This window comes from Haloferax elongans ATCC BAA-1513 (assembly GCF_000336755.1).
Lineage (GTDB): Archaea > Halobacteriota > Halobacteria > Halobacteriales > Haloferacaceae > Haloferax > Haloferax elongans.
In genome coordinates this window covers 159,442-181,576 of sequence record NZ_AOLK01000012.1, presented here as the reverse complement: position 1 = coordinate 181,576, position 22,135 = coordinate 159,442, and the positions used below count along the sequence as shown (strand labels likewise).

Below are 22,135 nucleotides of genomic sequence, written 5' to 3'. Positions count from 1 at the left end.
ACCATGAGTCTCGAACGCAAAGACGACCACGACCACAAGGCCTGGATGAAGAAGAAGGACCTCACACCAATCGAGGCCACCTTCCTCACCACGCTCATCTGGCTCGACAAGCGACTTCGCATCGTCGACTATCTCGAGCTGCTGGAGACGCTCTACTACAGAGTCAACCTCCAGATGCCCAAGAGTCACACTGAGCAGTACAACTTGGACAACAAGTTCTGGTACTGGTACCCGCTGTACACGCTCGGGCTCTTCTCGACGCTCGCGTACGTCGTCGCAGCCATCAGTGGTGCGCTTCTCGGGTTCTACTACTCCCCGGCGACATCGGGTGACCCGACGACGGCCTACAACAGTATCGAATTCATCATGCGCGACCTCCAGTTCGGCTTCATGCTCCGTTCCGTCCACCGGTGGGCGGCACAGGTCATGGTCGCCGCGGTGTTCCTGCACATGCTCCGTGTTTACTTCACGGGCGCGTACAAGGAACCGCGCGAACTGAACTGGCTGCTCGGCATCGTCCTGATCAGTCTGACTATGGTGTTTGGGTACACCGGGTACCTCCTGCCGTGGGACCAGCTGGCCTTCTGGGCCGGTCAGATTGGCGTCGAAATGTCGCTGTCCGTTCCGCTCGCTGGTGAGTGGGTCGCACAGCTCCTGTTCGGCGGCTTCACGCTGAGTCAGGCGACGCTCCAGCGCATGTACATCCTCCACGTCTTCCTGCTCCCCTTCGTCGTGACGACGCTCATCGCGATCCACATCGGCATCGTGTGGGTGCAGGGCATCGCGGAGCCGCACTAAGGTGATAGAAATGAGCGACAACGAATCCCAACCCAAGGAAGTTCGCACGGACGGCGGGGGCATCGTCGCCCCGGACAACGAGACGCCCACGTGGAGCGAGCGCAAGGCTCGAAAGACGGGGCTTTCCCGACTGACGTACGAGTACTTCGAGCGCTCCCGGCGCGAAGACCAGGACCTCCGCACGGAGTCCGACTACGTCGAGCGCGACGTATTGGCGTTCCCGACGTGGCCGCACGAGACGGTTCGGAACCTCTCGATTGCGTCGTTCTTCGTCGGAATGATTCTGTTCCTCGCGGCGACGATGCCACCGCACATCGGCGCGCCCGCGAATCCGAGTCAGACGCCGGCAATTATCCTGCCCGACTGGTACCTCTACTGGTCGTTCGGGCTGCTCAAGCTTAACCCGCTGAACCCCGAACTCGCCATCCTCGGCGGGCAGAAAATCATGGCCGACCGTACCTACGGCGTTCTCGCAAACGGCGTCGTCGTCGGCTTCATCGCCATCGTTCCGTTCCTCAACAAGGGGAGCGCGCGGCGTCCCGTCGAAGAACCGCTCTGGGCGGCAATCGGCATCTCTGGCGTGGTCTTCGCGATGACCATCTCGCTGCTGGCAGTCAAGAATCTCATGCCGATGAACGTCGACCTGCTGTTCGACCTGACGTTCCTGCTCCCAATCGTCTTCGGGACCATCACCTACGCGGTGCTCAAGACGATGCGTGAGGGCTACATGTTCGACCTCAACCGCCGCTACTACCGGCTTCGTCCGCCGAAATAGAGCGGAACCACTACCAACTATCCCTTCGTAGAGTCACCAATGACAGATAGCGACGCGACCAGTCGAACCGAGGCCACGGACGGCGGTGCGTCCCGTCGTGGTCGCCGCGATATCGTCGTTCCGATGCGCCTCTACAAGACGATAACCGTCTTCTCGACACTCATCGCCGTCGTCGCCGTCGTCCTCGGCTTTGTCTTCCTCGACGCAGCGACGCTACAAGTGAGCGCGCTGCGGTCGCTCACAATGAGTCTGTTTCAGGCCATCGGTGTCGGCGTCGCGGACGGAATCCTCAGTACGGTCTTCGCAGTCATCGGACTGACGAGTATCGCGTTCGGGGCAGTAGTCTACACACTCGGGACCAGGTTCCGTGCTCGCGGAATGGGAAAGTCTCAAGAGGACTCCGGCGAAGATTCGAACAATGGCTGACGAATTCATCAAAGGGCTTGGTATCCTGACCGGGGCCGGTCTCGCGTGGATGGTGCTTGCGTCGTGGTACCGGACGAGCAGTTTCGAGAGCACGGAGCAGCTCATCGAGCCGCTGCAGTCCGGGGCGACAGAGGGAATCTTCAACCTCATCGGCATCACCCTGATGGACGCGTTCCTCTGGTTCGCGCTGCTCGGTACGCTCACGTTCTGGGTTCTCATCCCGGCCGGTCGCCAGGTGATGGACGCACTCGAAGAGCGGAAAAACGCGCAGTAAGAACCACGCCGTCTTTTTCGTCTTTCTTCTCTCGGAGCATAAGAACGCCCCCAGGATAGCGGCTGCCCTCGCGTCGGTGAACCGCGACTGATTGGAAAAACTCTAATGAGTCTCGCTCTGAGAATCCTGTATGCAACCACTACAGTTCCTCGTCCCGCTCGACCAGTTGGCGGCGGTCGAACCGGTTGTGCCACACATCGCGCTCGCGCTCGTGGTGGCAAACCTGGCGACCCGCTTCCTCGGACACAAGGCACACGTTCGACAAGCGGAGGAAGGTGGCGAAGAGGCGCTCTCGCGGTACCTGCCGCACACGCTGACGAGCGGCGCGCTCGTCGTCACGTCGTTTCTCTTCTTGCTCCTCGAACCGCACGGCGGGATGGTGCTGACCGTCCTCGTCCTCGGGATGTTCCTCACCGACTTCTTCGAGTTCGAAGCCCGCAAGGTCGAAGCGCGGAACGGTCGTTCGCTCGACCGACCGAACGGTGGCCTCACGGCGTCGGCAATCGTGCTTCTGTACGCCGCGTACCAGAGCCTCTTCTTCCTCATCGCCGACGTCTGGAACGCCGTCATCTGAAGCTCCGCGTCGGTCGTTTTCTCTTCGAAGCCCGCAGCGACAACTGCGCGGAATCTGCCGATAAGTGCCAGTAGAGGAGAGTAACGTCCCAGTAGAAACTCGAATACGTAGGCGAGCGCAGCGAGCGCCTCGAACGCGCTCAGTTAGCCGACGAGGAGCGACGCTGTTTCGACGATTTCGACGACGACTGATTCGTGCGGGGCGACGGGACGGGCGACCGTGTCGTCGACGACGAGCGAGACGGGGGCGTCGTCGCGTTCGACCGAGAGGCGAAGCGGCGGGTCGAACACCCACGAGTCGGTCCGGGTCGCGTAGGGCGACACAGGAACGACGCTGAGCCCCGCGCCGACGCCGACGACGGACCCACCCGCAGCCCGGGCGTAGCCGCTACTCCCGAGCGGTGAGGCGACCACAACGCCGTCGGCACGGAACTCGTCGGCGACTCGCCACTCGGCTGTTTCTGCAGTCGCATCGGCCGTCACGTCGGTGTCGTTCTCGTCGCGGCCGTTCAGAACTGCCGCACCCCGTCGTCGGTGGGAAACCGCGTACTCCGAGATTCGCGCCGGCTCACTGGTGACGAGCATGACGTCGAACAGCGCTCGACCGACGTGGTCGCCGTCAACACTGACAGAGAGTATCGGGTGGTCCACCGCTCGAATGTCTCCCGCGAGGAGCGAGTCCACGGTGTCGCCGAGGAGGCGACGCGGGACCGACCACGGCGTGCCGCAATCGACCGGAAGCACCGGCCCGGTCGAGTCGAGTGTGGCGTCGACGACCGCTTTCTCGCCGACCGCGACGACGATATCGCTACTCGTCGCTTCGTCGGGGTCGACCACTGTCGCACCAGTGGCTCGAATCGCCCCGACGACCGACTCGTCACCGGTAACGGCGAGTCTCATCGCCGCCCTCCTGCGGCACGGCCCTTGCGCATCGTCACGTGCTACGCCGCCCCGAATAAAAGCCCTCGTGGTTCGAACCGAACGACGCGAGGGAGAACAGTCGTGGTCGTTAGAACGGCCAGTCGCCGGTGACTTTCATCCCCTCGGCCTGGTCTTCATCTTCCAGCGCCGCAGCGATGTCGTCGGGGTCGGCGTGGGGAATTTTGCGGTCCTCGCGTGCGAGTTCGACAGTGAGTTCGGTGAGGAGAATCGCCTGCTCGCGGAGCGTCCGCGATTCCAGCTTTTCGATGGTGTCGGCGTGGGTGTGTCCCCACCCGCGTCCACGTCCCTTGCGCTCGCTGCCGACCATGAAGGCGGGAACGCCGTAGGCGACGAACGGCCAGTGGTCGCTGTGCGGAAGTTGCTCTGGAATCGTCGAGATGTCGTGGTCGAAGCGGTCTTCGACCGTCTGGACCGTCGCTTCGAGTTCGTCGAAGCCGTGGGTGTGAAGTTTGAGCGTCCGTCCGGCGACGACGCCGTCGTTGTTGACGATAGCCTTCACGTTCGCACGGTCATCGCCCAGTCGCGTCGCCTCGTGTTCGGAACCGACGAGACCGACTTCTTCGGAGCCGAAGCAGACGAAGCGGACACGCGTTTCGAGTTCGTCCTCGCGGGCGGCGAGTGCGCGGGCGAGTTCGACGACCATCGCGGTGCCAGCGCCGTTGTCCATCGCACCCTCCGCGATGTCGTGGGCGTCGAGGTGGCTCGTGACGAGTACTTCGTCGTCGGTGTCGGGACCGAGTTCCGCGTGGACGTTCCCGCTGTCGGTCGCTGGTGTCTCACAGGTCACTTCCACGGTGACTTCTTCGCCCTCGAACCGGCGACCGAGTCGCGCACCGACTTCCTTGCTCACGCCGACGGCCGGGATATCACCGATTGGTGCCTCGGCGGTGCCGACGCTTCCGGTCGGTGGGAGTTGACCGGGGACGTGGTTGGCGAAGACGAACGCCTCTGCACCGGCCTCGGCCGCGTAGTAGTACTTCTCTCGGCGGTGGATGAAACGGTCGTAGTGGTCGGGAACGGTCGAGGAGACGACGACGACTTTCCCCGAGAGGTCGCGGTCGAAGTCTTCGGGAAGCCCGTAGCCGAGGTCGACGAGTTCGCCCGTCACGGTTGCGGAGGGGCTACGCGGGAGCGCGATACAGTCCTGTGTCGTGTTGTGCGCGAAGATGGCGCTGTCGCCGCGTTCCCAGCCCTGAATGTCGAACGAGTCGATGTGGGCGTTACGTGCGCCGACAGATTCGAGGGCGTCTCGCGTCGCCTCCATCGCCTCGCGCTCGCCGGGCGAGCCAGCCATCCGATTGCCGATGTCGACTAAGCGTTCGAGGTGGGTCCACCCGACGTCGCTCGTGAAGGTATCTCCAATCCAGTTACTCATACGCGCAGGTCACGCGGTCGGGGGGTAATTTTTGCGATGGCGGCGCAGTCGGGTGGGTTTCGGGGTGAGCGCCGGCCACTACGCGCCAGAGCAGTGTGCTGGTTAGTATCCGCCGGTCGGCTGGACGTTTACAGAGTAACGGCAAGTTCAAGGGCCATCTATCACGTACAATAATCCATGAAAGACGTGCGAATCGCCGGTGTGGGATTGACCAAGTTCGGGAGTTACCCCGAGCGGACCGGTCGAGACCTGTTTGCCGAGGCAGCGCTCGCCGCTCGGGACGAGTCCGGTGTCTCTCGCGACGACTACGACAGCATCTTCTACGGGAACTTCATGGGGGAGCTGGCCGAGTCGCAGGGCCACCAAGGCCCTGTGATGGCCGAGGCCGCGGGGCTGGAGTGTCCGTCGACGCGGTACGAACAAGCGTGTGCATCCGCTGGCGTCGCCTTCCGGCAGGCCGTCCAGACGATTCGAGGCGGTGGCGCAGATGTCGTCCTCGCCGGTGGAATGGAGCGGATGAACAACCTCGGGACCGCGAAGGTCACCCAATCGCTGGCCATCGCGGCCGACGAGTTGTTCGAAGTCCGCGCGGGCGTCACCTTCCCGGGTGCGTACGCCCTCATGGCTCGCGCCTACTTCGACGAGTTCGGCGGCGACAACGAGGACCTCGCCCACATCGCGGTGAAGAACCACGCCAACGCGATGAAAAACGAGTACGCGCAGTTCCACCGCGAAATCACGCTCGACGACGCCCTCGAAAGCCCCGTCGTCGCCGACCCGCTGCACCTCTACGACGCCTGTCCCATCACCGACGGGGCGAGCGCCATCGTCCTCGTCAGCGGCGAGTACGCCGACAAACACGGCATCGATGCGCCAGTCTCTGTCGCCGGAACCGGACAGGGCGGCGACAAAGCCGCGCTTCAGGACCGCGAATACGTCGCACAAACCCCCGCCGCGACGAAAGCTGCAGAGATGGCCTACGAAGACGCTGGCATCTCGCCCGATGACGTCGACGTGGCGGAAGTCCACGACTGCTTCACCATCGCCGAAGTGCTGGCACTCGAATCGCTCGGCTTCTACGAACCCGGCGAGGGTATCGGTGCTGCCGCGCGGGGCGAGACGACCCGCGACGGCGACCTGCCCGTGAACCTCTCGGGCGGTCTGAAGGCGAAGGGCCACCCTGTCGGCGCGACGGGCACGGCGCAACTCGTCGAGATGACGAAACTCCTGCGCGGTGACCACGCCAACAGCGACGCCGTGCCGGATGCGGAAGTCGGCGTCACCCACAACGCGGGTGGGACCGTGTCGAGTGCGGTTGTCCACGTGCTGGAGGTGATGAACTGATGGCAGACACTGGCTACGACGAGTGGCTGGCCGCCATCGCGGAGGGAGACGGTTACTACCTCGCGTGCCCCGATGGACACGGGTCGCTCCCGCCGCGACGCTCGTGTCCCCACTGCGGGTCGTCAGAACTGACTGAAGAACCGCTTTCGGAGACGGGCGAAATCGTCACCTACTCCGAGGTTCACGTCCCGGCACCGACGTTTGCCGACGAGGCACCGTACGTGACCGCTATCGTGTCGTTCGGCCCCGTCCGACTCACGGGTGTGCTGCGCGACGCCGACCCGTCGGCAGTCGACGTCGGCATGGAAGTCACGGCCGACGTGGGCGAAAACGCCACCTCGGGCGACAGACTGCTCGTGTTCCGGCCAGCCGACGAATAGACCTCGGTCGCTCGTCTCAGAAATCAGCTTTTTCGACGCTCACTCGGTCGACAAGCGTTGCAGTTACTCAGCGTCGCGGTCGAATCCCGCATCGCGGTCCAGTGTAGTATCACGGTCGAGCGCAGCGTCGTGTTCCTGTACAACGTCACGCGGCGAGGGCCAGCCCAGTAGACGAGACCCAGCAATCCACAGCCAAAAGCCGAGCGCGAGGAACCCGATGGCTCCGTAGAGGAGAATCGACACGAGGTCGAGGAGGGCGAGTTCCTCGAACACGGTCACACGAGCGCGTCGCGGACCGTATCGACGAACGCAGTCGGGAACTCCACGTGGGGCAAGAGCAACGCGTCGTCGAAGACCACGAGCGTGCAATCTGCCGCCTCTGCGAGTTCTCGACCCTGTTTCAACGGCGTGATGTCGCTCTCGCGACCCCAGACGAGCGTCGTCGGCACGTCGAGGTCAGAGAGGGCCGCTTCGAGGTCGATATCGGAGTTCAGATACCCGGAGATGAACGACGCCGGAGCGAACCGCGCGCCCTCCTGATGAGCGGTCCGCCACTCGTAGTCTTCCCACTCCTCGCTCACCTTCGAAGAGTCGTAGTAGCCGTGGTCGTCGTTGAAGTACCGAATCGACGGCCGTGACGCGATGAGATTAAACGCCGCTTCGCCGACGACGGGTGCGCGGAAGAGTTCGCGGAGCCACTCTTTTGGCTCGGGACCGCCGCGCTCGCTCGGACAGACGAGGACGAACTGCGAGACAGAGACGTCGTCGCGGGCGGCCGCCGCGACCGCGTAGGACGCGGTGAGCGACGACGCGAGGACGGCCGGGTCGTCGTACTCCGAGAGGAAGTCGCCGACGAAGTCCTCGTAGAGGGCCGCAGAGTAGTACAGCGCCGGACGGTCCGAGAGGCCGAATCCGGGCAGGTCGGGTGCGACGACGTGGTAGTCCTCGGCGAGTTCGTCGAACACCTCCCGGAATTCGCCCGACGACGCGGCGGCGTTGACGCCGTGCAGGAGGACAAGCGTCGGGGCGTCCGTGTCGCCCGCCTCGACGTACGAGACGGACATCCCGCGCCAGCGGTAGGTTCCGTGGTCGCCAGAAAGCGGCGGTTCGAGGGGTCCGGCGCGCTTCGAGAGGGCGGCGTTCGCGACAGCAGCGACACCGACACCAGCAGAGAGCGCACCGATAGCTCGTCGGAGTTTCATGTCATCCAGATAGTGCGCTGAGGCCTTAATTCGCCCGCCGGAATCGGGGTGGCCTCGCAGAAACGCCGAGCGACCGCGTCAGTCGTCGTGGTCGCCGAGACAGTCACGAAGCGGTTCGAGAACCTCTTCGGTGACGGCGTATGGGTCTGTCTCCTTTTCGACCACCGAAGCGGCGAAGTCGTCGACGCCGCCCTGTGCGTCGAGTTCCTGTTCGAGTAGTTCGCCCACGTCGCTTCGGAGCAGTTGGCGAATCTCCTCGGCGGCGCGCTGTCGGGCTTTTTCGTCCAACTCGCCCGAATCGGTCAGATAGGTGTAGTGGTCGTCCAGCGTCTCCACCAGGGTTTCGATGCCCTCACCCTGCGTGGCGACTGTCTCGACGACCTGTGGCTTCCAACTCGGGGGTTCGCTGTCCGCGTCGGCCGCCTCGTCGGACCCGCCGGTGTCGGCTTCCGCACCGTGGCCGTGGTCGTCGTCGAACGCGTCGTGGCCGTGGTGGCCCGTATCGAGGTTCGCCCGCGGGTCGTCGCGGAGGTGAATCATCTCCTCTAACTCGGCGACCGTGCGCGACGCGCCAGCCATGTCGGCTTTGTTCACGACGAACACGTCGCCGATTTCGAGGATACCCGCCTTGAGCATCTGCACGTCGTCGCCGCTGCCGGGTTGGACGAGGACGACCACCGTGTCGGCGGTCTTCACGACGTCCACTTCGTTTTGGCCCGCGCCGACGGTCTCGATGATGATGCGGTCTTTGCCGAACGCGTCGAGCGCTTTGACGGCGTCAGAAGTCGCAGTCGAGAGGCCGCCGAGTTGGCCGCGCGCGCTCATCGACCGGAAGAACACGTCCATGTCGCCGACGTTCGAGGCCATGCGAATGCGGTCGCCGAGGACCGCCCCGCCCGTGTACGGCGAGGAGGGGTCGACCGCGATGACGCCGACGGTCTCGCCTCGGTCGCGGTAGAACTTGGCGAGTTTGTCGACGAGGGTCGATTTGCCAGCACCGGGGCTTCCGGTGACGCCGACCACCGAGGCGTGGCCTGTGTGTGAGTGGATGTCGGAGATGATGTCGCGGTAGCCGGATGCACGCGACTCTATCTTGGTAATGACGCGCGCCAGCGCCCGGTGTTCGCCGTCGAGGAGTCGCTCGACGAGGTCGGATTCCGCCGCCTGACTCATCGTCACGTCCGTTCGGGCGCGTTTTCCTTCACGAAGTCAATCGTCTCTTGCATCGGCGTCCCGGGGCCGAAGATGGCGTCGACGCCTTCTTCGAGAAGTCCCGGTCGGTCTTCCTCAGGGATGATGCCGCCGACGATGACGAGCGTGTCGTCGAGTGCGCCGTACTCTTCGAGACCGGCCATCACCTTCGGGACGAGCGTGTTATGCGCGCCCGAGAGGATAGAAATCCCGAGCACGTTAACGTCCTCTTGGACCGTCGCTTGGATAATCTCGTCTGGGGCACGGTGGAGGCCCGAGTAGATGACCTCGAATCCCGCGTCGCGGAAGGCGCGAGAGATTACGTGTGCTCCACGGTCGTGCCCGTCCAGTCCCACCTTCGCGATGAGACACCGGATAGTCTGTTGTTCCGAGTCCGCGCTCATGGACAGAGCTTCGGTGTGCCGTGGTTTGACTCTAACGGAAGATAAGGCAGTTTACCGAGCGACTGCTGACCACTATTGGTCGCGGACGACGACAGTGTTGGCGACAATGTCACCGAGGCGCTGTCGTTTGTCGGTGCTAGCCATCGAAACAAAGCCAACGAGGTAATAGAGTATGGCGTCGACGACGCGGAGCACGTTTCTCACCAGCGACGATTTGAGGCCACAGGCATCGCCGTCGACTGTCACGACTTTGATTTGGAACAGACGCTTCCCGAGGGTTCGCCCGTCCCAGAGCCCTTCGAGCAAGAAGGAGTACACAAAAGCCACGACGAGGACCAAGAGGTCACCATATGGCCGAGATGCACCAGCCGCGTCGCCGAGCGGAACGCTCACCGCGAACATGAACACCAAAATGACGAGCGTGTCTGTTATTCGCGCCCCAATTCTGGCACCGACGACGGCTGTGTCGTCACGGTCGGGCGTCCGGTCGTAGCCGCTCATGTATCAGGCGGTGAACCGTGGCCCGAAGTAAACGGTTTCGTCTACTCTCTGTATTGACATTCCCGAATCGACGGTCCGAAAAGAGCGACCTCGAACGGTCCGATTAGACGAACTCGTCGAGGAAGTCGGCGATTTGGGAGTACGCTTCGATGCGGTTTTCGAGCTTCGAGAAGCCGTGCCCCTCGTCGTCGAAGATGAGTTCGCGGACGTGCGCGTGTTCGCGTGCTTCCTCGACGAGTTGGTGTGCTTCGCTCACGGGCACGCGCGGGTCGTTCTCGCCGTGGAGGACAAACAGCGGCGCGCGAATCTTCTCGATGTTGTTTATCGGCGAGATAGATTCGAGGAACTCGCGGTCGTCTTCGAGAGAGCCGTATTCGGCCTCGCGGAGTTCACGCCGCCAGTCGCCCGTGTTTTCGAGGAACGTGACGAAGTTGGCGATGCCGACGATGTCGATACCGGCAGCCCACAGGTCGGGGTACTCGGTCATCGACGCGAGGACCATAAAGCCGCCGTAGGAGCCACCCATCGCGACGATTTTGTCGGGGTCGACCGCCGGGTGGTCGTGGAGCCATTCGACCGCCGCCTCGATGTCGGCGACGGAGTCCATCCGATTTTCCACGTCGTCGAGGTGGCCGTAGGCCTTCCCGTAGCCCGCAGAGCCGCGGACGTTCGGTTCGAAGTAAGCGTAGCCCCGCGAGAGGAAGTACTGCTTGACCGCCGAGAACGAGGGTCTGCGCTGGGATTCCGGGCCGCCGTGGATATCGACGATGACCGGTGTCTCGCCTTCTGGCGACTCCTCGGGCAGGGTGAAGAACGCCGGGATGTCGCGGCCGTCGAAGGTCGGGTAATGGACGAGTTCCGGCGGGACAAACGTGTCTCTCGGGATGCCCGCCGTGGCTGCGCGCGTCCAGCGTTCCGCCTCGCCGGTCTTGAGGTCAACGACGTAGACGTTTGCCGTGTCGGCGCTTGCGGTGACGGTGACGGCAGCGCGGTTACCGTCCGGTGAGAACGAGATTCCGCCCGCGACACCTTTCGGGAGGTCCGGTTCGGGATACGCGTCGATTTCGTCTGGGGCGGTGAGTTCGCCGAACGTGAGTTCGGTGTAGCCCTCGACGTTGCGGGCGTAGACGATACGCCGCGAATCTTCGTCGATACCGACGCCTTCGATTTCGTAGTCGCCGCCGGATTCGACGAGCGAGAACTCGCCCGAGTCGAGTTCGTAGCGGACGAGTTCGAGCGTGTCGCTGGCGCGGTCCGACACCATGTAGATGTTCTCGCCGTCTGGCCCCCACGTAGCGCTCTGGAATCGAACAGTTCCCTGATGAGGCGTGATGTGCGTCAGTTCGCCCGTCGCGAGGTCGAGGACGGAGACGTCTTGGTCGAAGTTCGAGTACGCTTCGGCGACGATGAGTTTCGAATCGTCGGGGGACCAGCCACCAATCGTGAGCCATCCGTCACCTTCGTGAACGAGTTGGGCGTCGGCTTCCGTCGCGTCGCGGTCCTGAACGTACACGTCGAAAACCGAGTTGTCCCGGCGGTTCGATGTGAAGGCGAACTGCTCGCCGTCGTGACTCCACCCACCCCAGCGGTGCTTGGCGTCGGGACTCTGGGTCAGGTCGTCGATGACGCCCGTATCGGGTTCGAGGCGGAACAACTGCTGGCGCTCGTTTCCGCCCTTGTCCATCCCGAAGATGACCTCGTGGTTCTCCGGCGACCACGACGCGAACGTGACGCGCTCCTCGTAGAAGGTTCGCTGTTCGGGCCACGCACCCGGTTCGTCTACAGTCCACACCTGCGGGACGCCCGTCGTATCCATGAGAAACGAGAGGCGCTCACCGTCGGGCGCGAAGGAGGCACCGTACGCGCTCCTGATGTTGAGATACCGCTCGATATCGTAGGTTCGCATACCACCAGTGTTGGCGCGGTGGCGAGAAATCGGTTTGGGTGTCAGAAGTCCGAGAGTCTCGTGTCCTCACGGTCGGTCCAACCACGCATTTTTGCGTACGCCTCGGGGTTCGTCGGCACGCCCTCGGTGTTCAGGAGTCGCTCGGGAAACAGTTCGAACGCGATACCGATGAGTTGGTATTCGAGTTCTTCGAGGTACGGCCGGGTGTCTGGATACGGACCCTCGGTGCCGACTTCCCACGGTTCGACCCAAAAATACACGGGCTCGCGAAGACGAGGCGGGTCAGCCGACTCGAACAACTCCGAGACCCACTGGTCGTACTTCCCCGGCCCGTCGTCGCTGAACACCGCCGCAGAGAGGTCGCCGAAGTGGTAGTATCGGCCGTATCCCCAGCGCGCGAGCTTTCCGTCGTTCGTCTCGACGCTCTTGAGGTTGCTGTTGAGGGCGGTTCCCGATGCGCCGAACTTCCCGCACTTGCCGAGGTAGCGGGGAACGACCGCATCGTCGTCAAGGGTGTACATCATGTAGACGAGCCCTTCGTAGCGACCAGCCTGTCGCTCGTGGTCGGCGACGACGCGGCCACCGGCCTCGCGGAGAACGCGCTCCATCCGGTGGCCTCGTTCGAGCACAGGACGGTTCGACCGGCCGTACTCGATAGTTTGGACTGTTCCGTCGTCGGTTGTCTCGAAAAGTGGTATCGGGTCGGCAGCGTCGACGAAGCGGTCGACCCACCGTTCCCAGAGCGCTCGTTTCGTGTGTGTCACGGCGTGGGTGCCGTGATTAAATCATCCCTTCTTCCTTGAGTCCCGCGATAACGTCGTCGACGAGACTCTCGGCGTCTTCGTACGGGAAGTCCTGGTGCTTGCCGAGCTTCGCGGCGAGTTCCATTGCCGTAATCGTCGTGTCGCCAGCCTCGAACTTCGTGCCCGGACCGTTCGGGAGCGCGGGGACGAGCGACATCTGGTTGTTCACCGGGAAGCTGGCGTTTTCGAACGCGTCCATGAACTGCTCGCGGAGCTGGGATTCGACATCTGACATACACGCTACGTCCGTGGTGAACTCCAAAAGGGTTCCGGAACAACCAACAACTCGTTTGGTGTTTGTTAGGACGTGACGAACGTTCGGTCGAGACTGATGGACTTATCTACAGTGGCAAATCATGCACAACCATGAACTTCGATTTCGACAAACTGAAAGAACTCACCGAGACCAGCGGCGTCCCCGGCTACGAAGACCGTATTCGCGCTCTCGTACGCGCAGACCTCGAAGAGACGACAGACCGCGTTCGCGTCGATGCGATGGGGAACGTCGTCGGGACCATCGAGGGGTCCAGCGACTACGAAGTCGCCGTTGCCGCCCACATGGACGAAATCGGCTTCATGGTCCGCCACATCAACGACGACGGCTTCCTCCAACTCGACGCACTCGGCGGTTGGGACCCCCGCGTGCTGAAGGCCCAGCGCGTCACCGTCCACACCGGCGACGAGGACCTCACGGGCGTCATCGGCTCTGTTCCCCCGCACACGCTCACTGAAGAGCAGAAGAAGAAAGAACCGAAGGTCGAAGACGAGTACGTCGACCTCGGGCTTCCGAGCGAGACGGTCGAAGAGAAGGTGTCCGTCGGCGACCTCGTGACGATGCAGCAGACGACCGTCCGCATGGGCGACCACGTCACGGGCAAGGCCATCGACGACCGCGTCTGTCTGTTCGCGATGCTCGAAGCCGCAAAGCGCATCGAGAACCCCGAAGTCACCATCCACTTCGCGGCGACCGTCCAGGAAGAGGTCGGCCTCCGCGGCGCACAGGCACTCGGCGTCGACCTCGACCCCGACCTCGCGCTCGGTCTCGACACCACCGTCGCGAACGACGTCCCCGGCTTCGACCCCGCAGACCACGTCACGAAGCTCGGCAAGGGCGCGGGCATCAAGCTCAAAGACTCCAGCGCCATCGCGAACCCGAAGGTCCACCGCCGACTCCGCGCGGTCGCCGAAGAGAACGAAATCCCGTTCCAGATGGAACTGCTTCCCGCAGGCGGCACGGACACCGGCGGCTTCCAGAACACCTACGGTGCGAAGCCCGTCGGTGCCATCTCGATGCCGACGCGCTACCTCCACACGGTCACAGAGAGCGTCCACAAAGACGACGTCGAAGCCTACATCGACCTCCTGACCGCCTTCCTCGACAGCGAGACGGGCGACTTCGACTACACGCTCTGAGCTGAGTTCGCGGACACACTGTACGGTCTCGGCACACACTACACGGTCTCGACGCACACTGCGGCGATTTTTTCTCCGGGCGGGTGGTGCTGCCCTGTAAATTGAGGTCCGCCCCGTGGGTGGTGACGGACGAGAACCAAAGTATTCACTACAGGCCCACACCAAGCGCCGGACATGACCGACGGCAACGTGGATATGTCTCGGCGGGCGTTCCTCGGGGCGGCCGCTGGTGGCGCGGCGGTTGCCGCCACCTCGGGTACGGCCGCGGCGCAGACAGAAGAACCCGACTTCGGCGGTTGGCTCGATGGTATCGACGGGGGCTACGAAGACCTCCGCGGCCAGAGCGAAGTCACCATCGAGGTTGGTGCTGAGGGGAACGGCGGCGCACTTGCGTTCGCTCCCGCTGGCATCTGGGTCGACCCCGGAACGACAGTGACGTGGGAATGGACCGGCGAGGGCGGTGGCCACAACGTCAAGATGGAAGAAGGCCCCGCAGGACTCGACTCCGGCGCTGCNCAGTGACGTGGGAATGGACCGGCGAGGGCGGTGGCCACAACGTCAAGATGGAAGAAGGCCCCGCAGGACTCGACTCCGGCGCTGCGGTCGCCGAAGCCGGAACGACCTACGAATACACCTTCGAAGAGGGTGACGCTGGCATCTCCAAGTACTTCTGTGAACCGCACAAGGCACTCGGCATGAAGGGCGCAGTCGCCGTCGGCGGCGACGTTGCGACCGTCGAGGTCGGTGGCGGTGGCGGTGGGTCGAACCTCCCGAGTGTCCCGGACAGTGCGAAGGCGCTCGGCGTCGCCACCTCGTTCGCGATGGTCGCGACGCTCGGCCTCGCGTACTTCTTCATGAAGTACGGCGGCGACTACGAGATAGACGAGTAATCTCGCCGTCTTTCTTCAATTATCACTGACCGCGAGCGGCGGTGCTGTCCCGCTCTCTCGCTGCTTCGTTCTACTGGAAAGTGAGCGCCGTCAGAAGAAGCCGTAGTCGTCGATTTCGGTTTGATACACGCCTTCGAACTGGTCGACGACGGTACGGAAGTCGTAGTGAGCGAAGTCATCGTCGACAGTCTCGTGGTCGAATCTGCGGGCGGCGACGATTTCGTCGGCGAGTTCCTGCGGATTCGTGACGAGCGACCCGCGTTCGCGGCCTTCGACGAGTTCGTGGGCCGACGACCGCGCCTGATATTCGACGATGCAGACGCACCCGCACGCGAGCGCCCACAGGAGGTTCGTCGCGAACGGCTCGACCGTCGCCGTCTGCGCGAAGACGTGTGCGCCCTTCATAATCGGGACCGCTTTCTCGGCTGGGAGTTCGCCGAGGAACTCCACGCGGTCGTCGATGCGCAGGTCGCGGGCCGTCTGCTCGGCCGTCCCTCGCTCGGGACCGTCGCCGATGACGGCCGCACTCCAATCTTTGTCGCGGAGTTCGGCGAGTGCGAGCAGGAAGCTCTCGACGTTCGCGTGTTCGTCGAGGTCGCGGGCGTAGACCACGTCTGCGACCTCCTTGACAGGGGCGTCGCGGACGAGGCCCATGTTGAGCGGTTCGGGAACGAGGCGCGTCGCGTCGGCCGACGCGCCCAGTTCGCGGACCTGCGTGCGAATCATCTCGGAGGGAACGATGACCGCGTCGGGGGACTTCGCGGCCCGCCGATACGCCCGGTTTCCACCCCGGTCGTCGCGGTTCCACCAGTCGGCGACGACCGGTGTTCGGAGGAATCGTGCCGCGGTCTTGACCGCCGAGACGTGCGACGGCGGGTAGCTGGTGACCTGAATCACGTCGGGCGCAACGTCGCGGAGAACGAAGGGGACTTTCGAGGCGAACGCACCCACCGACGGCGACTCGGTCACGCGGCGGTAGGTCACGTTCTGGTGCTCGAACTCCGGCACCTCGCCGTCCCACCACTGCGAACAGAGGACGACCACCTCGTGCCCCCGGTCAGAGAGCAGTTCGGCAGTCCGTCGCGTCCGTCTCGTCGCCCCCGTCTCTTCGTGGTGCGTCGTGTACATCGAGACGAGCGCGACTCTCATATTCGCCGCCACTACGCGATGCAATAAAAATCCACAGCTTTCGGTTCTGGGCGGACCGTCGCTGTCGGGTCAGGCGACCGCCGGAACCCACTCAGACGACGACGGGAACGACGAGTGCGGCCGCCCGCGAGACGACGTACTCCCAACCGTAGACGTGGTTGAGAAGCAGGTACGTGACGACACCGAGCGCGAGCGAGAGCAACCACGCTCCCGCGGCGATACGGCCGACTTTCCGGTGCGGCGTCTCGGTCCTGAGTTCGCGCTCGGAGTGCGTCAAGCCGAGGACGAGCGCGTGGAGGACCACCGGTACCGAGACGATAGAGAGGATGATGTGAATCGCCAGCATCGCCAGGTACGGGTATTTCGCGAACGCCGGGCCGACGAACTCCTTGGTGCCGCCACCGCCGATTTTTGTGAGGTACATCACGAGGAACACGAGGATGAGCGTGAACGACGTTATCATCGCCAGCTTGTGCTTTCGGACCTCGTTGCGGCGAATCCAGCGCCACCCCATCGCGATGACGAAGACGTTCAACGTGTTCACCGCAGCGATAGCGTCCGAGAGGCGGTTTACCTGTTCGAGCGACAACTCTGGGAAGACAGTGCCGGGGACCCACCCGAGGAAGGTGCCGACGACGACCGTGTACCCGACGACCGAGAGGATGGCGGTCACAGCCGTGGCGTGTTCCTTCAGCGGATTATCGGCGCTCGCAGTTGCCATAGCCGGGGGTTAGGAAGGGGCCGTCTTGCCTCTTCGGGTTCGGGACGGTGTTTGAGAGTAGTACCAACAAGACTCGACTCACTCCAGCGGCTGTGCGAAGTCGACTTGCTTCGGTCGGAACCCCGTGTCACGGTAGAATCGGCGCGCACCCCCGTTTTGCCATTCACAGGAGACTTTGAGGTGGTCGCACCCTCGGTCGCGGGCGATGTCTTTCACTCGTTCAACAATCTCCGTGCCGTGACCCCGGTCTCGGTACGCTTCATCGACAGCGAGATTCACGATGCGAAGGTACTGTGAGTACTGCCGGGACGGGTGGTTGCCCTCGCGGAGCGTGACGAACCCGATGGTCTCGCCCTCATGGACGACGAGATAGTCGGTGACTGCCTCGTCGTCGAGATGAGCGCGGAAGCCACTGTCGGCGTTTTCGGTGACATCCGCGACGAGAGCGTTCAGTTCGTCGTGTGCTTCCATCGCTTTCGCGAGTGAATACCAGCGCTCGACGAGCGCGTCGAGGTCCGACGCGGTGGCTTCGACGAGTTCCATACTGTGTGCCCTCGACGCTCGCCCTTTAGACTTCACCCGGTCACGAGAGCACCACGTCGTGTGATACGAAAGCGCTGTACCACGAGCGAGGCCGGAGGCCGAGTCTCGTGGCTTTTTCCCTCCACCGTGAGACGCGCCGCGTCTCACGAGCCTTCGCTCGCTGACGCTCACGAAGACAGGTTTTTGCGCCGAGTGGTCGCTCCGCGACCCGAGGCGTAAAAAGGTGGGTTCTAGATAACGCCCGTAATCGTCGCCGCCTCGATGGCCGCGTCCTCGCTGACGCCGTCGCCGAGGATGGTGTAGCGGTCGCGAATCTCGTGGGCGGTCGTGAGCGCGTCGATGACCGTCTCGTCGTCGATACCGAGTTCGTTTGCCGTGGTCGGCGCGCCGACTGTCGAGAGTGCGTCGCGGATGTCCTGCCACTCGCCGCGGGGGCCGCTGTGGAAGTACTCGGTTAGAATCGAGCCGACACCGACCTGATGCCCGTGGAGTGCTCGGTTGGGGGCGATGCGGTCGAGTTGGTGCGAAAAGAGGTGCTCTGCGCCCGACGCGGGGCGGGACGACCCGGCGATTGACATGGCGACGCCGGAGGAGACGAGCGCCTTCGTCACAATCCACGCGGACTCTTCGAGCCCGGGTTTGATGGAGTCGGCGCTCTGGACGAGCATCTCGGCGGTCATCTGCGAGAGCGCGCCCGCGTACTCGGAGTACTCGACGTTCTTCAGCCGGTGGGCGAGTTCCCAGTCTTTGACCGCCGTGTAGTTCGAGATGATGTCGGCACAGCCGGCGGTCGTGAGTTCCCACGGCGACTCCGCGAGGAGTTCCGTGTCGGCGACGACCGCCAGCGGCGGGTCGGCAGCGACCGAGTGGCGAGTGTCGCCCTCGGGAATCGACGAGCGCCCGGAGACGATGCCGTCGTGGCTCGCCGCGGTCGGAACCGAGACGAAGCCGCAGTCCAGTTCGTCAGAGGCCATCTTCGCCACGTCGATTGGCTTCCCGCCGCCGAGGGCGATGAGGTAGCCCGCGTCGTGCTCGCGGCCGACCTCGACGACTCGTTCGACCGACTCGAAACTCGCACGGTCCAGAGAGACCGTGGCGACATTGTCGAACTGCGCCCGCACGCGGTCGCCCGCGATGCGTTCGGGCGACGGACTCGTGACGAGAAGCGGGTCGCCCGAGAGGTACAGGTCGGCGACCGCGTCGGCGAGGTCGTCGAGCACGCCGTGGCCCTGCAGGACGTTCCGCGGGAGCTTGATCCACGTCGATTTGTCGAACATAGCCGAGAGTCGGCCACGATGGTTCATAGTGTTTCTCGTCTCGGGAGGGTATCCAGCCGCGCCCATGTGTGTATTAGTCAGTGTATCAGACCGTAGTTTGATTTATCATGTTCCGGTGTGCACAGAAGATATCCGCTATCATACGGGTAAGCATACCATGGCAAGCAGACGACGATTCCTCAAGACGACAGCAGCAACGATTTCAGGATTGACCGTCTTCGGTGCCACGTCCGGGGCGGCCGCGTCGACGCCGTACATCTCGACTCGCGACCACTTCGACGACGACGCGAATCTCGCGTCCGGCCACACCGCACGGGGATACGACACCTCCGGTGACGTTCCGGTCGTCGACTACGGGAGCGCATCCGAGATTTTCGTGTTCGCTCACGGGTGGGACAAAAACAGCGACAACCCCGAACAGGACGCCCTCGAAAAGATAGCGAAGGCCGACACGCAACTCACTGACGCCGGATACGACTATGAAGTCGTCGGGTACACGTGGGACAGCGACAAGGGCGACGGCTGGGAGTTCGGCTGGTTCGAAGCCCAAGAAATCGCCCAGAAGAACGGTTGGAAACTCGCGCAGTTCGCACTCGACGTGAAGCGTGCCTCTCCCGAGACGACGATTCGGTTCACCAGTCACTCACTCGGCGCACAGGTCATCTTCAGTGCGCTTCGGACTCTCGACAGTCGCAGCGCGTGGGCCGACTCGGGATACAAAATCGAGACGATGCACCCCTTCGGAGCCGCCACCGACAACGAGGTGCCTGGAAAAGAGGAAGGCCGTGACACGTACGAGGCAATCCAAGAGAGCGCCGGACACGTCTACAACTACTACAACGCGGCCGACAACGTTCTCCAGTGGGTTTACAACACCATCGAGTTCGACCAAGCACTCGGAGAGACCGGCCTCGAAAGTGGCGACACGCCAGCCACGAACTACACTGACCGCGACGTCGAGAGTCAAGTCGGCGACGACCACGGAAACTACCTCGACACCATCGCTGACGACATCGTCAGCGACACGTAACCTCGCGGAGAAGCAACAGACGGCTCTTCTTTTGGAGCAAAAGACGCTCTTTCGAGCGCGAAACGCGCGCCTCAGAGGACGAGCGACTGCATCGCGTCCCAGAGGAAGAAGACGCCGAACCCGCCGAGGACGACGGCACTGAGAGCCGCGACCGCCGGTGCGAACGAATCGACACGCTGCTCGGCCGCGACGAGTGCTGCGGGGAAGCCAGTCGCCCAGATAGCGATTCCACCGAAGAAGCCGACGATGAGCGCTGGCGTCCCGGTCTCGACAATGAGGAGATTCGTGAGCGACGCGCCGACGTAGGGCATGTGCGAGAGCACGTCGACCGTACCGGTTTCGAGCAAGCCGACACCGATAGTGAGCCAGAAGAGAATCTGGTAGGGGTTCGTCAGTGCGAGCACGAACGCTTTCGTGAATCCGGCGCTGTCGGCGTCGTGGTCGGCGGCCTCGCGGAAGGTCGTACTCGTCTCCTGTGCAGCACCGTACGCGAAGTAGAGCATGAGAACACCGCCAGCGCCGACCATCACGCCGCGAATGGTCGGAAACTGTTCGACGAAGGCGACGAGACCGAGCGCAGCGAGCACGAAAAACAGCGCGTCGGCACTCATTGCACCGAGTCCGGCACGCGCCCCGGCAGCCCAGCCGCGGACGACGCTCTCCTCGGCGATGACTGCGTTCATCGGGCCGGGAGGCGCCGCGAGGGCGAGGCCGAACACTAACCCGGCACCGAGTGATGGGAGCGTTGACATCGACTATTCTTGGGCGCGAAACCGTGAAAAATGACGCGAAAGCAATGGAACCGGCCCGTCCGAGCGTCAGATGAGCGAGAGAATCACGTCAGAGACGGTTCCGACGAGCGTCTCCCACACCGAGAAGTCAGTGACGATGGCGAGTACCGTATCGGCGGCGAAGAAGGCGAACAGCGCTGCGGCACCGAGGTAGGCCTTGCGCTCGTCGAAGCGGTCCGAAAACCGATGGAAGAAGTACGCGTTGGCGATGCTCACAGGGATGATTGCGAGCATCTCACCGAACCAGATTGCCGGGTGTGCGCCGTACTGCACGGCGAGTCCGATAGTTACCAACTGCGTCTTGTCACCGAACTCACCGGCGGCCATCATCGCAAAGATGGGGAAAAACCCGCCGAACCGGGTGCTCGTGAGTTCGTGACCGAAGACAGTCGGCGTGAAATCATCGTCCACCAAACCGCCGTCAGTCGCCGAGGCAGAGCCAGAACCGGACGGTGCAGCCCGAAACAACAACACGGCAAAGAGCCCGAACAGTATCGCTGTAATCGAATCGAGAACGACCGGTGGGAGAGCGTTTTTGAGAGCCTGTCCGAGCACGATTTCGAGTGCGGTCCAGAGGGCGAACGCCGACGCCGCCGCCGCGACGACGACCTTTGGGTCGAATCGCGTCGAGAGTCCGGCGATGATAAACTGGACTTTCTCACCGGGGAGCACAGCCAACTGAGCGACGAGCGCGACGACGAGAATCTCTCCCCACGAGGTCACGCCATAGACACCTCTTCGTCCTCGCCCTGACAGTCGCCGTCAGGTTCTCGGACGCGAATCGTGCGAGCGACGGATTCGGGAAGGCTCTGTTCGGATTCGGTTTCGACCACGCGTACCGTGACCATCCCAAAGGGTGCGATGTCGGTCACGTCGATGGTCGTCCCCGGAGTGATGCCCGCCTCGGAGAGGTACTCCAACTCCTCTGGGTTGCGGTCGCTGACTCGGCAGACGACGACCGTGTCGCCGACCCCGTGGTCGGAGAGCGTCGAAAGACCCGACGAGTCGGGGGGAGTGAGGTCGGCACTCGGAATCGGGTCGCCGTGAGGGTCCACTTTCGGATTCCCGAGCGCGGCCGCGACGCGCCGCTCGAACTCTTCGCTGATGTGGTGTTCCAGCGCGTCGGCCTCCTCGTGAACCTCGCTCCACGAGTAATCGAGGTGTTCCGTGAGATACGCTTCCAGCAGGCGGTGGTGCCGAAGCACTTCGAGCGCGACGGTCTCTCCTTCGTCGGTCAACTCGACCCCCTTGTACTTCTCGCGTTCGACCAGCCCCCGTTCTTCGAGTTTTCCGACCATGCTCGTCACCGTCGGGGGCGTCTTCCCGAGGTACTCCGCGATATCTGACGTGGATACCGGCGGGCCGTGTTCCATCTGAAGCGAGTAAATTGCCTTCAGATAATCCTCCATCACGTCGCTCAACATACC

26 protein-coding genes and 1 pseudogene are annotated in these 22,135 nt (G+C 63.3%); 10 read left to right on the top strand and 17 right to left on the bottom strand.

What is annotated here, in order from left to right; all coding sequences use genetic code 11:
- The first annotated feature begins 3 nt into the window (after window positions 1-3).
- From C453_RS06310 to C453_RS06290, 5 genes are all read left to right on the top strand, one after another.
- Complete coding sequence (locus C453_RS06310; protein ID WP_007545302.1) at window positions 4-798, top strand: cytochrome b; 795 nt, start codon at window positions 4-6, stop codon at window positions 796-798.
- A gap of 10 nt (window positions 799-808) precedes the next feature.
- On the top strand, window positions 809-1,573 hold the full coding sequence (locus C453_RS06305) for a cytochrome b family protein (protein ID WP_007545300.1): 765 nt from the start codon (window positions 809-811) through the stop codon (window positions 1,571-1,573).
- 39 nt (window positions 1,574-1,612) lie between these two features.
- Window positions 1,613-1,999, top strand: coding sequence for a DUF7315 family membrane protein (locus C453_RS06300; RefSeq protein WP_008323409.1), 387 nt, complete (start codon window positions 1,613-1,615; stop codon window positions 1,997-1,999).
- Window positions 1,992-2,273, top strand: coding sequence for a DUF7314 family protein (locus C453_RS06295; protein ID WP_007545297.1), 282 nt, complete (start codon window positions 1,992-1,994; stop codon window positions 2,271-2,273). The genes C453_RS06300 and C453_RS06295 overlap by 8 nt, the downstream gene beginning before the upstream one ends.
- A gap of 130 nt (window positions 2,274-2,403) precedes the next feature.
- Window positions 2,404-2,847, top strand: a complete 444-nt coding sequence (locus tag C453_RS06290; protein ID WP_008323408.1) for a DUF7313 family protein — start codon at window positions 2,404-2,406, stop codon at window positions 2,845-2,847.
- A gap of 143 nt (window positions 2,848-2,990) precedes the next feature.
- On the opposite strand, the gene C453_RS06285 is transcribed toward C453_RS06290, so the two are convergent.
- Window positions 2,991-3,746 (bottom strand): NAD(+)/NADH kinase, encoded by a 756-nt coding sequence (locus C453_RS06285; RefSeq protein WP_008323407.1) that lies wholly within the window; start codon window positions 3,744-3,746, stop codon window positions 2,991-2,993.
- 109 nt (window positions 3,747-3,855) lie between these two features.
- Window positions 3,856-5,163, bottom strand: a complete 1,308-nt coding sequence (locus C453_RS06280; protein WP_008323406.1) for a M28 family peptidase — start codon at window positions 5,161-5,163, stop codon at window positions 3,856-3,858.
- 177 nt (window positions 5,164-5,340) lie between these two features.
- Between C453_RS06280 and C453_RS06275 the strand changes: the two genes are divergently transcribed.
- Together C453_RS06275 and C453_RS06270 are read left to right on the top strand one after the other, a co-directional pair.
- Window positions 5,341-6,507, top strand: a complete 1,167-nt coding sequence (locus C453_RS06275; RefSeq protein ID WP_008323405.1) for a thiolase domain-containing protein — start codon at window positions 5,341-5,343, stop codon at window positions 6,505-6,507.
- Complete coding sequence (locus tag C453_RS06270) at window positions 6,507-6,887, top strand: Zn-ribbon domain-containing OB-fold protein (protein ID WP_008323404.1); 381 nt, start codon at window positions 6,507-6,509, stop codon at window positions 6,885-6,887. The genes C453_RS06275 and C453_RS06270 overlap by 1 nt, the downstream gene beginning before the upstream one ends.
- A gap of 63 nt (window positions 6,888-6,950) precedes the next feature.
- Here C453_RS06270 and C453_RS06265 read toward each other — a convergent pair whose 3' ends face one another.
- The 8 genes from C453_RS06265 to C453_RS06230 form a co-directional block, all read right to left on the bottom strand.
- Window positions 6,951-7,166 carry a hypothetical protein gene (locus C453_RS06265; RefSeq protein ID WP_008323403.1) on the bottom strand — a complete coding sequence of 72 codons (216 nt, stop codon included), beginning with the start codon at window positions 7,164-7,166 and terminating at the stop codon, window positions 6,951-6,953.
- The gene (locus tag C453_RS06260) at window positions 7,163-8,089 is read right to left on the bottom strand and encodes an alpha/beta fold hydrolase (RefSeq protein WP_008323402.1); all 927 of its coding nucleotides are present in this window, start codon (window positions 8,087-8,089) and stop codon (window positions 7,163-7,165) included. Before C453_RS06260 ends, C453_RS06265 begins: the two co-directional genes overlap by 4 nt.
- Before the next feature lie 78 nt (window positions 8,090-8,167).
- Window positions 8,168-9,262, bottom strand: coding sequence for a methylmalonyl Co-A mutase-associated GTPase MeaB (gene meaB, locus C453_RS06255; protein WP_008323398.1), 1,095 nt, complete (start codon window positions 9,260-9,262; stop codon window positions 8,168-8,170).
- 2 nt (window positions 9,263-9,264) lie between these two features.
- A complete protein-coding gene (locus C453_RS06250) occupies window positions 9,265-9,684 on the bottom strand; it encodes a cobalamin B12-binding domain-containing protein (RefSeq protein WP_008323397.1) in 420 nt (139 codons plus the stop codon).
- A 72-nt stretch (window positions 9,685-9,756) separates the two neighbouring features.
- Entirely contained in the window at window positions 9,757-10,185 is a 429-nt protein-coding gene (locus C453_RS06245) for an RDD family protein (protein WP_008323396.1), read from the bottom strand.
- 103 nt (window positions 10,186-10,288) lie between these two features.
- A complete protein-coding gene (locus tag C453_RS06240; RefSeq protein WP_008323395.1) occupies window positions 10,289-12,091 on the bottom strand; it encodes a S9 family peptidase in 1,803 nt (600 codons plus the stop codon).
- A 41-nt stretch (window positions 12,092-12,132) separates the two neighbouring features.
- Window positions 12,133-12,855, bottom strand: coding sequence for a hypothetical protein (locus tag C453_RS06235; RefSeq protein WP_008323394.1), 723 nt, complete (start codon window positions 12,853-12,855; stop codon window positions 12,133-12,135).
- Window positions 12,856-12,871: 16 nt separating this feature from the next.
- Window positions 12,872-13,129: an MTH865 family protein gene (locus C453_RS06230; protein WP_007545282.1), complete on the bottom strand. Its 258-nt coding sequence runs from the start codon at window positions 13,127-13,129 to the stop codon at window positions 12,872-12,874.
- A gap of 131 nt (window positions 13,130-13,260) precedes the next feature.
- Between C453_RS06230 and C453_RS06225 the strand changes: the two genes are divergently transcribed.
- Together C453_RS06225 and C453_RS20980 are read left to right on the top strand one after the other, a co-directional pair.
- Window positions 13,261-14,307 (top strand): M42 family metallopeptidase, encoded by a 1,047-nt coding sequence (locus C453_RS06225; RefSeq protein ID WP_008323393.1) that lies wholly within the window; start codon window positions 13,261-13,263, stop codon window positions 14,305-14,307.
- Between the two features lie 174 nt (window positions 14,308-14,481).
- Window positions 14,482-15,197, top strand: a pseudogene (locus C453_RS20980) (plastocyanin/azurin family copper-binding protein).
- A gap of 90 nt (window positions 15,198-15,287) precedes the next feature.
- On the opposite strand, the gene C453_RS06215 reads toward C453_RS20980, so the two are convergent.
- From C453_RS06215 to C453_RS06200, 4 genes are all read right to left on the bottom strand, one after another.
- Window positions 15,288-16,346 (bottom strand): glycosyltransferase family 4 protein, encoded by a 1,059-nt coding sequence (locus tag C453_RS06215; RefSeq protein WP_008323392.1) that lies wholly within the window; start codon window positions 16,344-16,346, stop codon window positions 15,288-15,290.
- Window positions 16,347-16,437: 91 nt separating this feature from the next.
- Window positions 16,438-17,067: a DUF420 domain-containing protein gene (locus C453_RS06210; RefSeq protein ID WP_008323390.1), complete on the bottom strand. Its 630-nt coding sequence runs from the start codon at window positions 17,065-17,067 to the stop codon at window positions 16,438-16,440.
- 78 nt (window positions 17,068-17,145) lie between these two features.
- Window positions 17,146-17,610: a GNAT family N-acetyltransferase gene (locus C453_RS06205; protein ID WP_008323389.1), complete on the bottom strand. Its 465-nt coding sequence runs from the start codon at window positions 17,608-17,610 to the stop codon at window positions 17,146-17,148.
- A gap of 230 nt (window positions 17,611-17,840) precedes the next feature.
- Entirely contained in the window at window positions 17,841-18,887 is a 1,047-nt protein-coding gene (locus C453_RS06200; RefSeq protein ID WP_008323388.1) for an NAD(P)-dependent glycerol-1-phosphate dehydrogenase, read from the bottom strand.
- A 157-nt stretch (window positions 18,888-19,044) separates the two neighbouring features.
- On the opposite strand from C453_RS06200, the gene C453_RS06195 reads away from it, so the two are divergent.
- Window positions 19,045-19,917 (top strand): alpha/beta hydrolase, encoded by an 873-nt coding sequence (locus C453_RS06195; RefSeq protein ID WP_049907546.1) that lies wholly within the window; start codon window positions 19,045-19,047, stop codon window positions 19,915-19,917.
- Window positions 19,918-19,988: 71 nt separating this feature from the next.
- Here the strand turns inward: C453_RS06195 and C453_RS06190 are convergent, their stop codons facing one another.
- The 3 genes from C453_RS06190 to C453_RS06180 form a co-directional block, all read right to left on the bottom strand.
- Window positions 19,989-20,636, bottom strand: coding sequence for a LysE family translocator (locus C453_RS06190; RefSeq protein WP_008323386.1), 648 nt, complete (start codon window positions 20,634-20,636; stop codon window positions 19,989-19,991).
- 99 nt (window positions 20,637-20,735) lie between these two features.
- Window positions 20,736-21,431: a TMEM165/GDT1 family protein gene (locus C453_RS06185; RefSeq protein WP_008323384.1), complete on the bottom strand. Its 696-nt coding sequence runs from the start codon at window positions 21,429-21,431 to the stop codon at window positions 20,736-20,738.
- The gene (locus tag C453_RS06180) at window positions 21,428-22,132 is read right to left on the bottom strand and encodes a metal-dependent transcriptional regulator (RefSeq protein WP_008323383.1); all 705 of its coding nucleotides are present in this window, start codon (window positions 22,130-22,132) and stop codon (window positions 21,428-21,430) included. Before C453_RS06180 ends, C453_RS06185 begins: the two co-directional genes overlap by 4 nt.
- Between the last annotated feature and the right edge of the window lie 3 nt (window positions 22,133-22,135).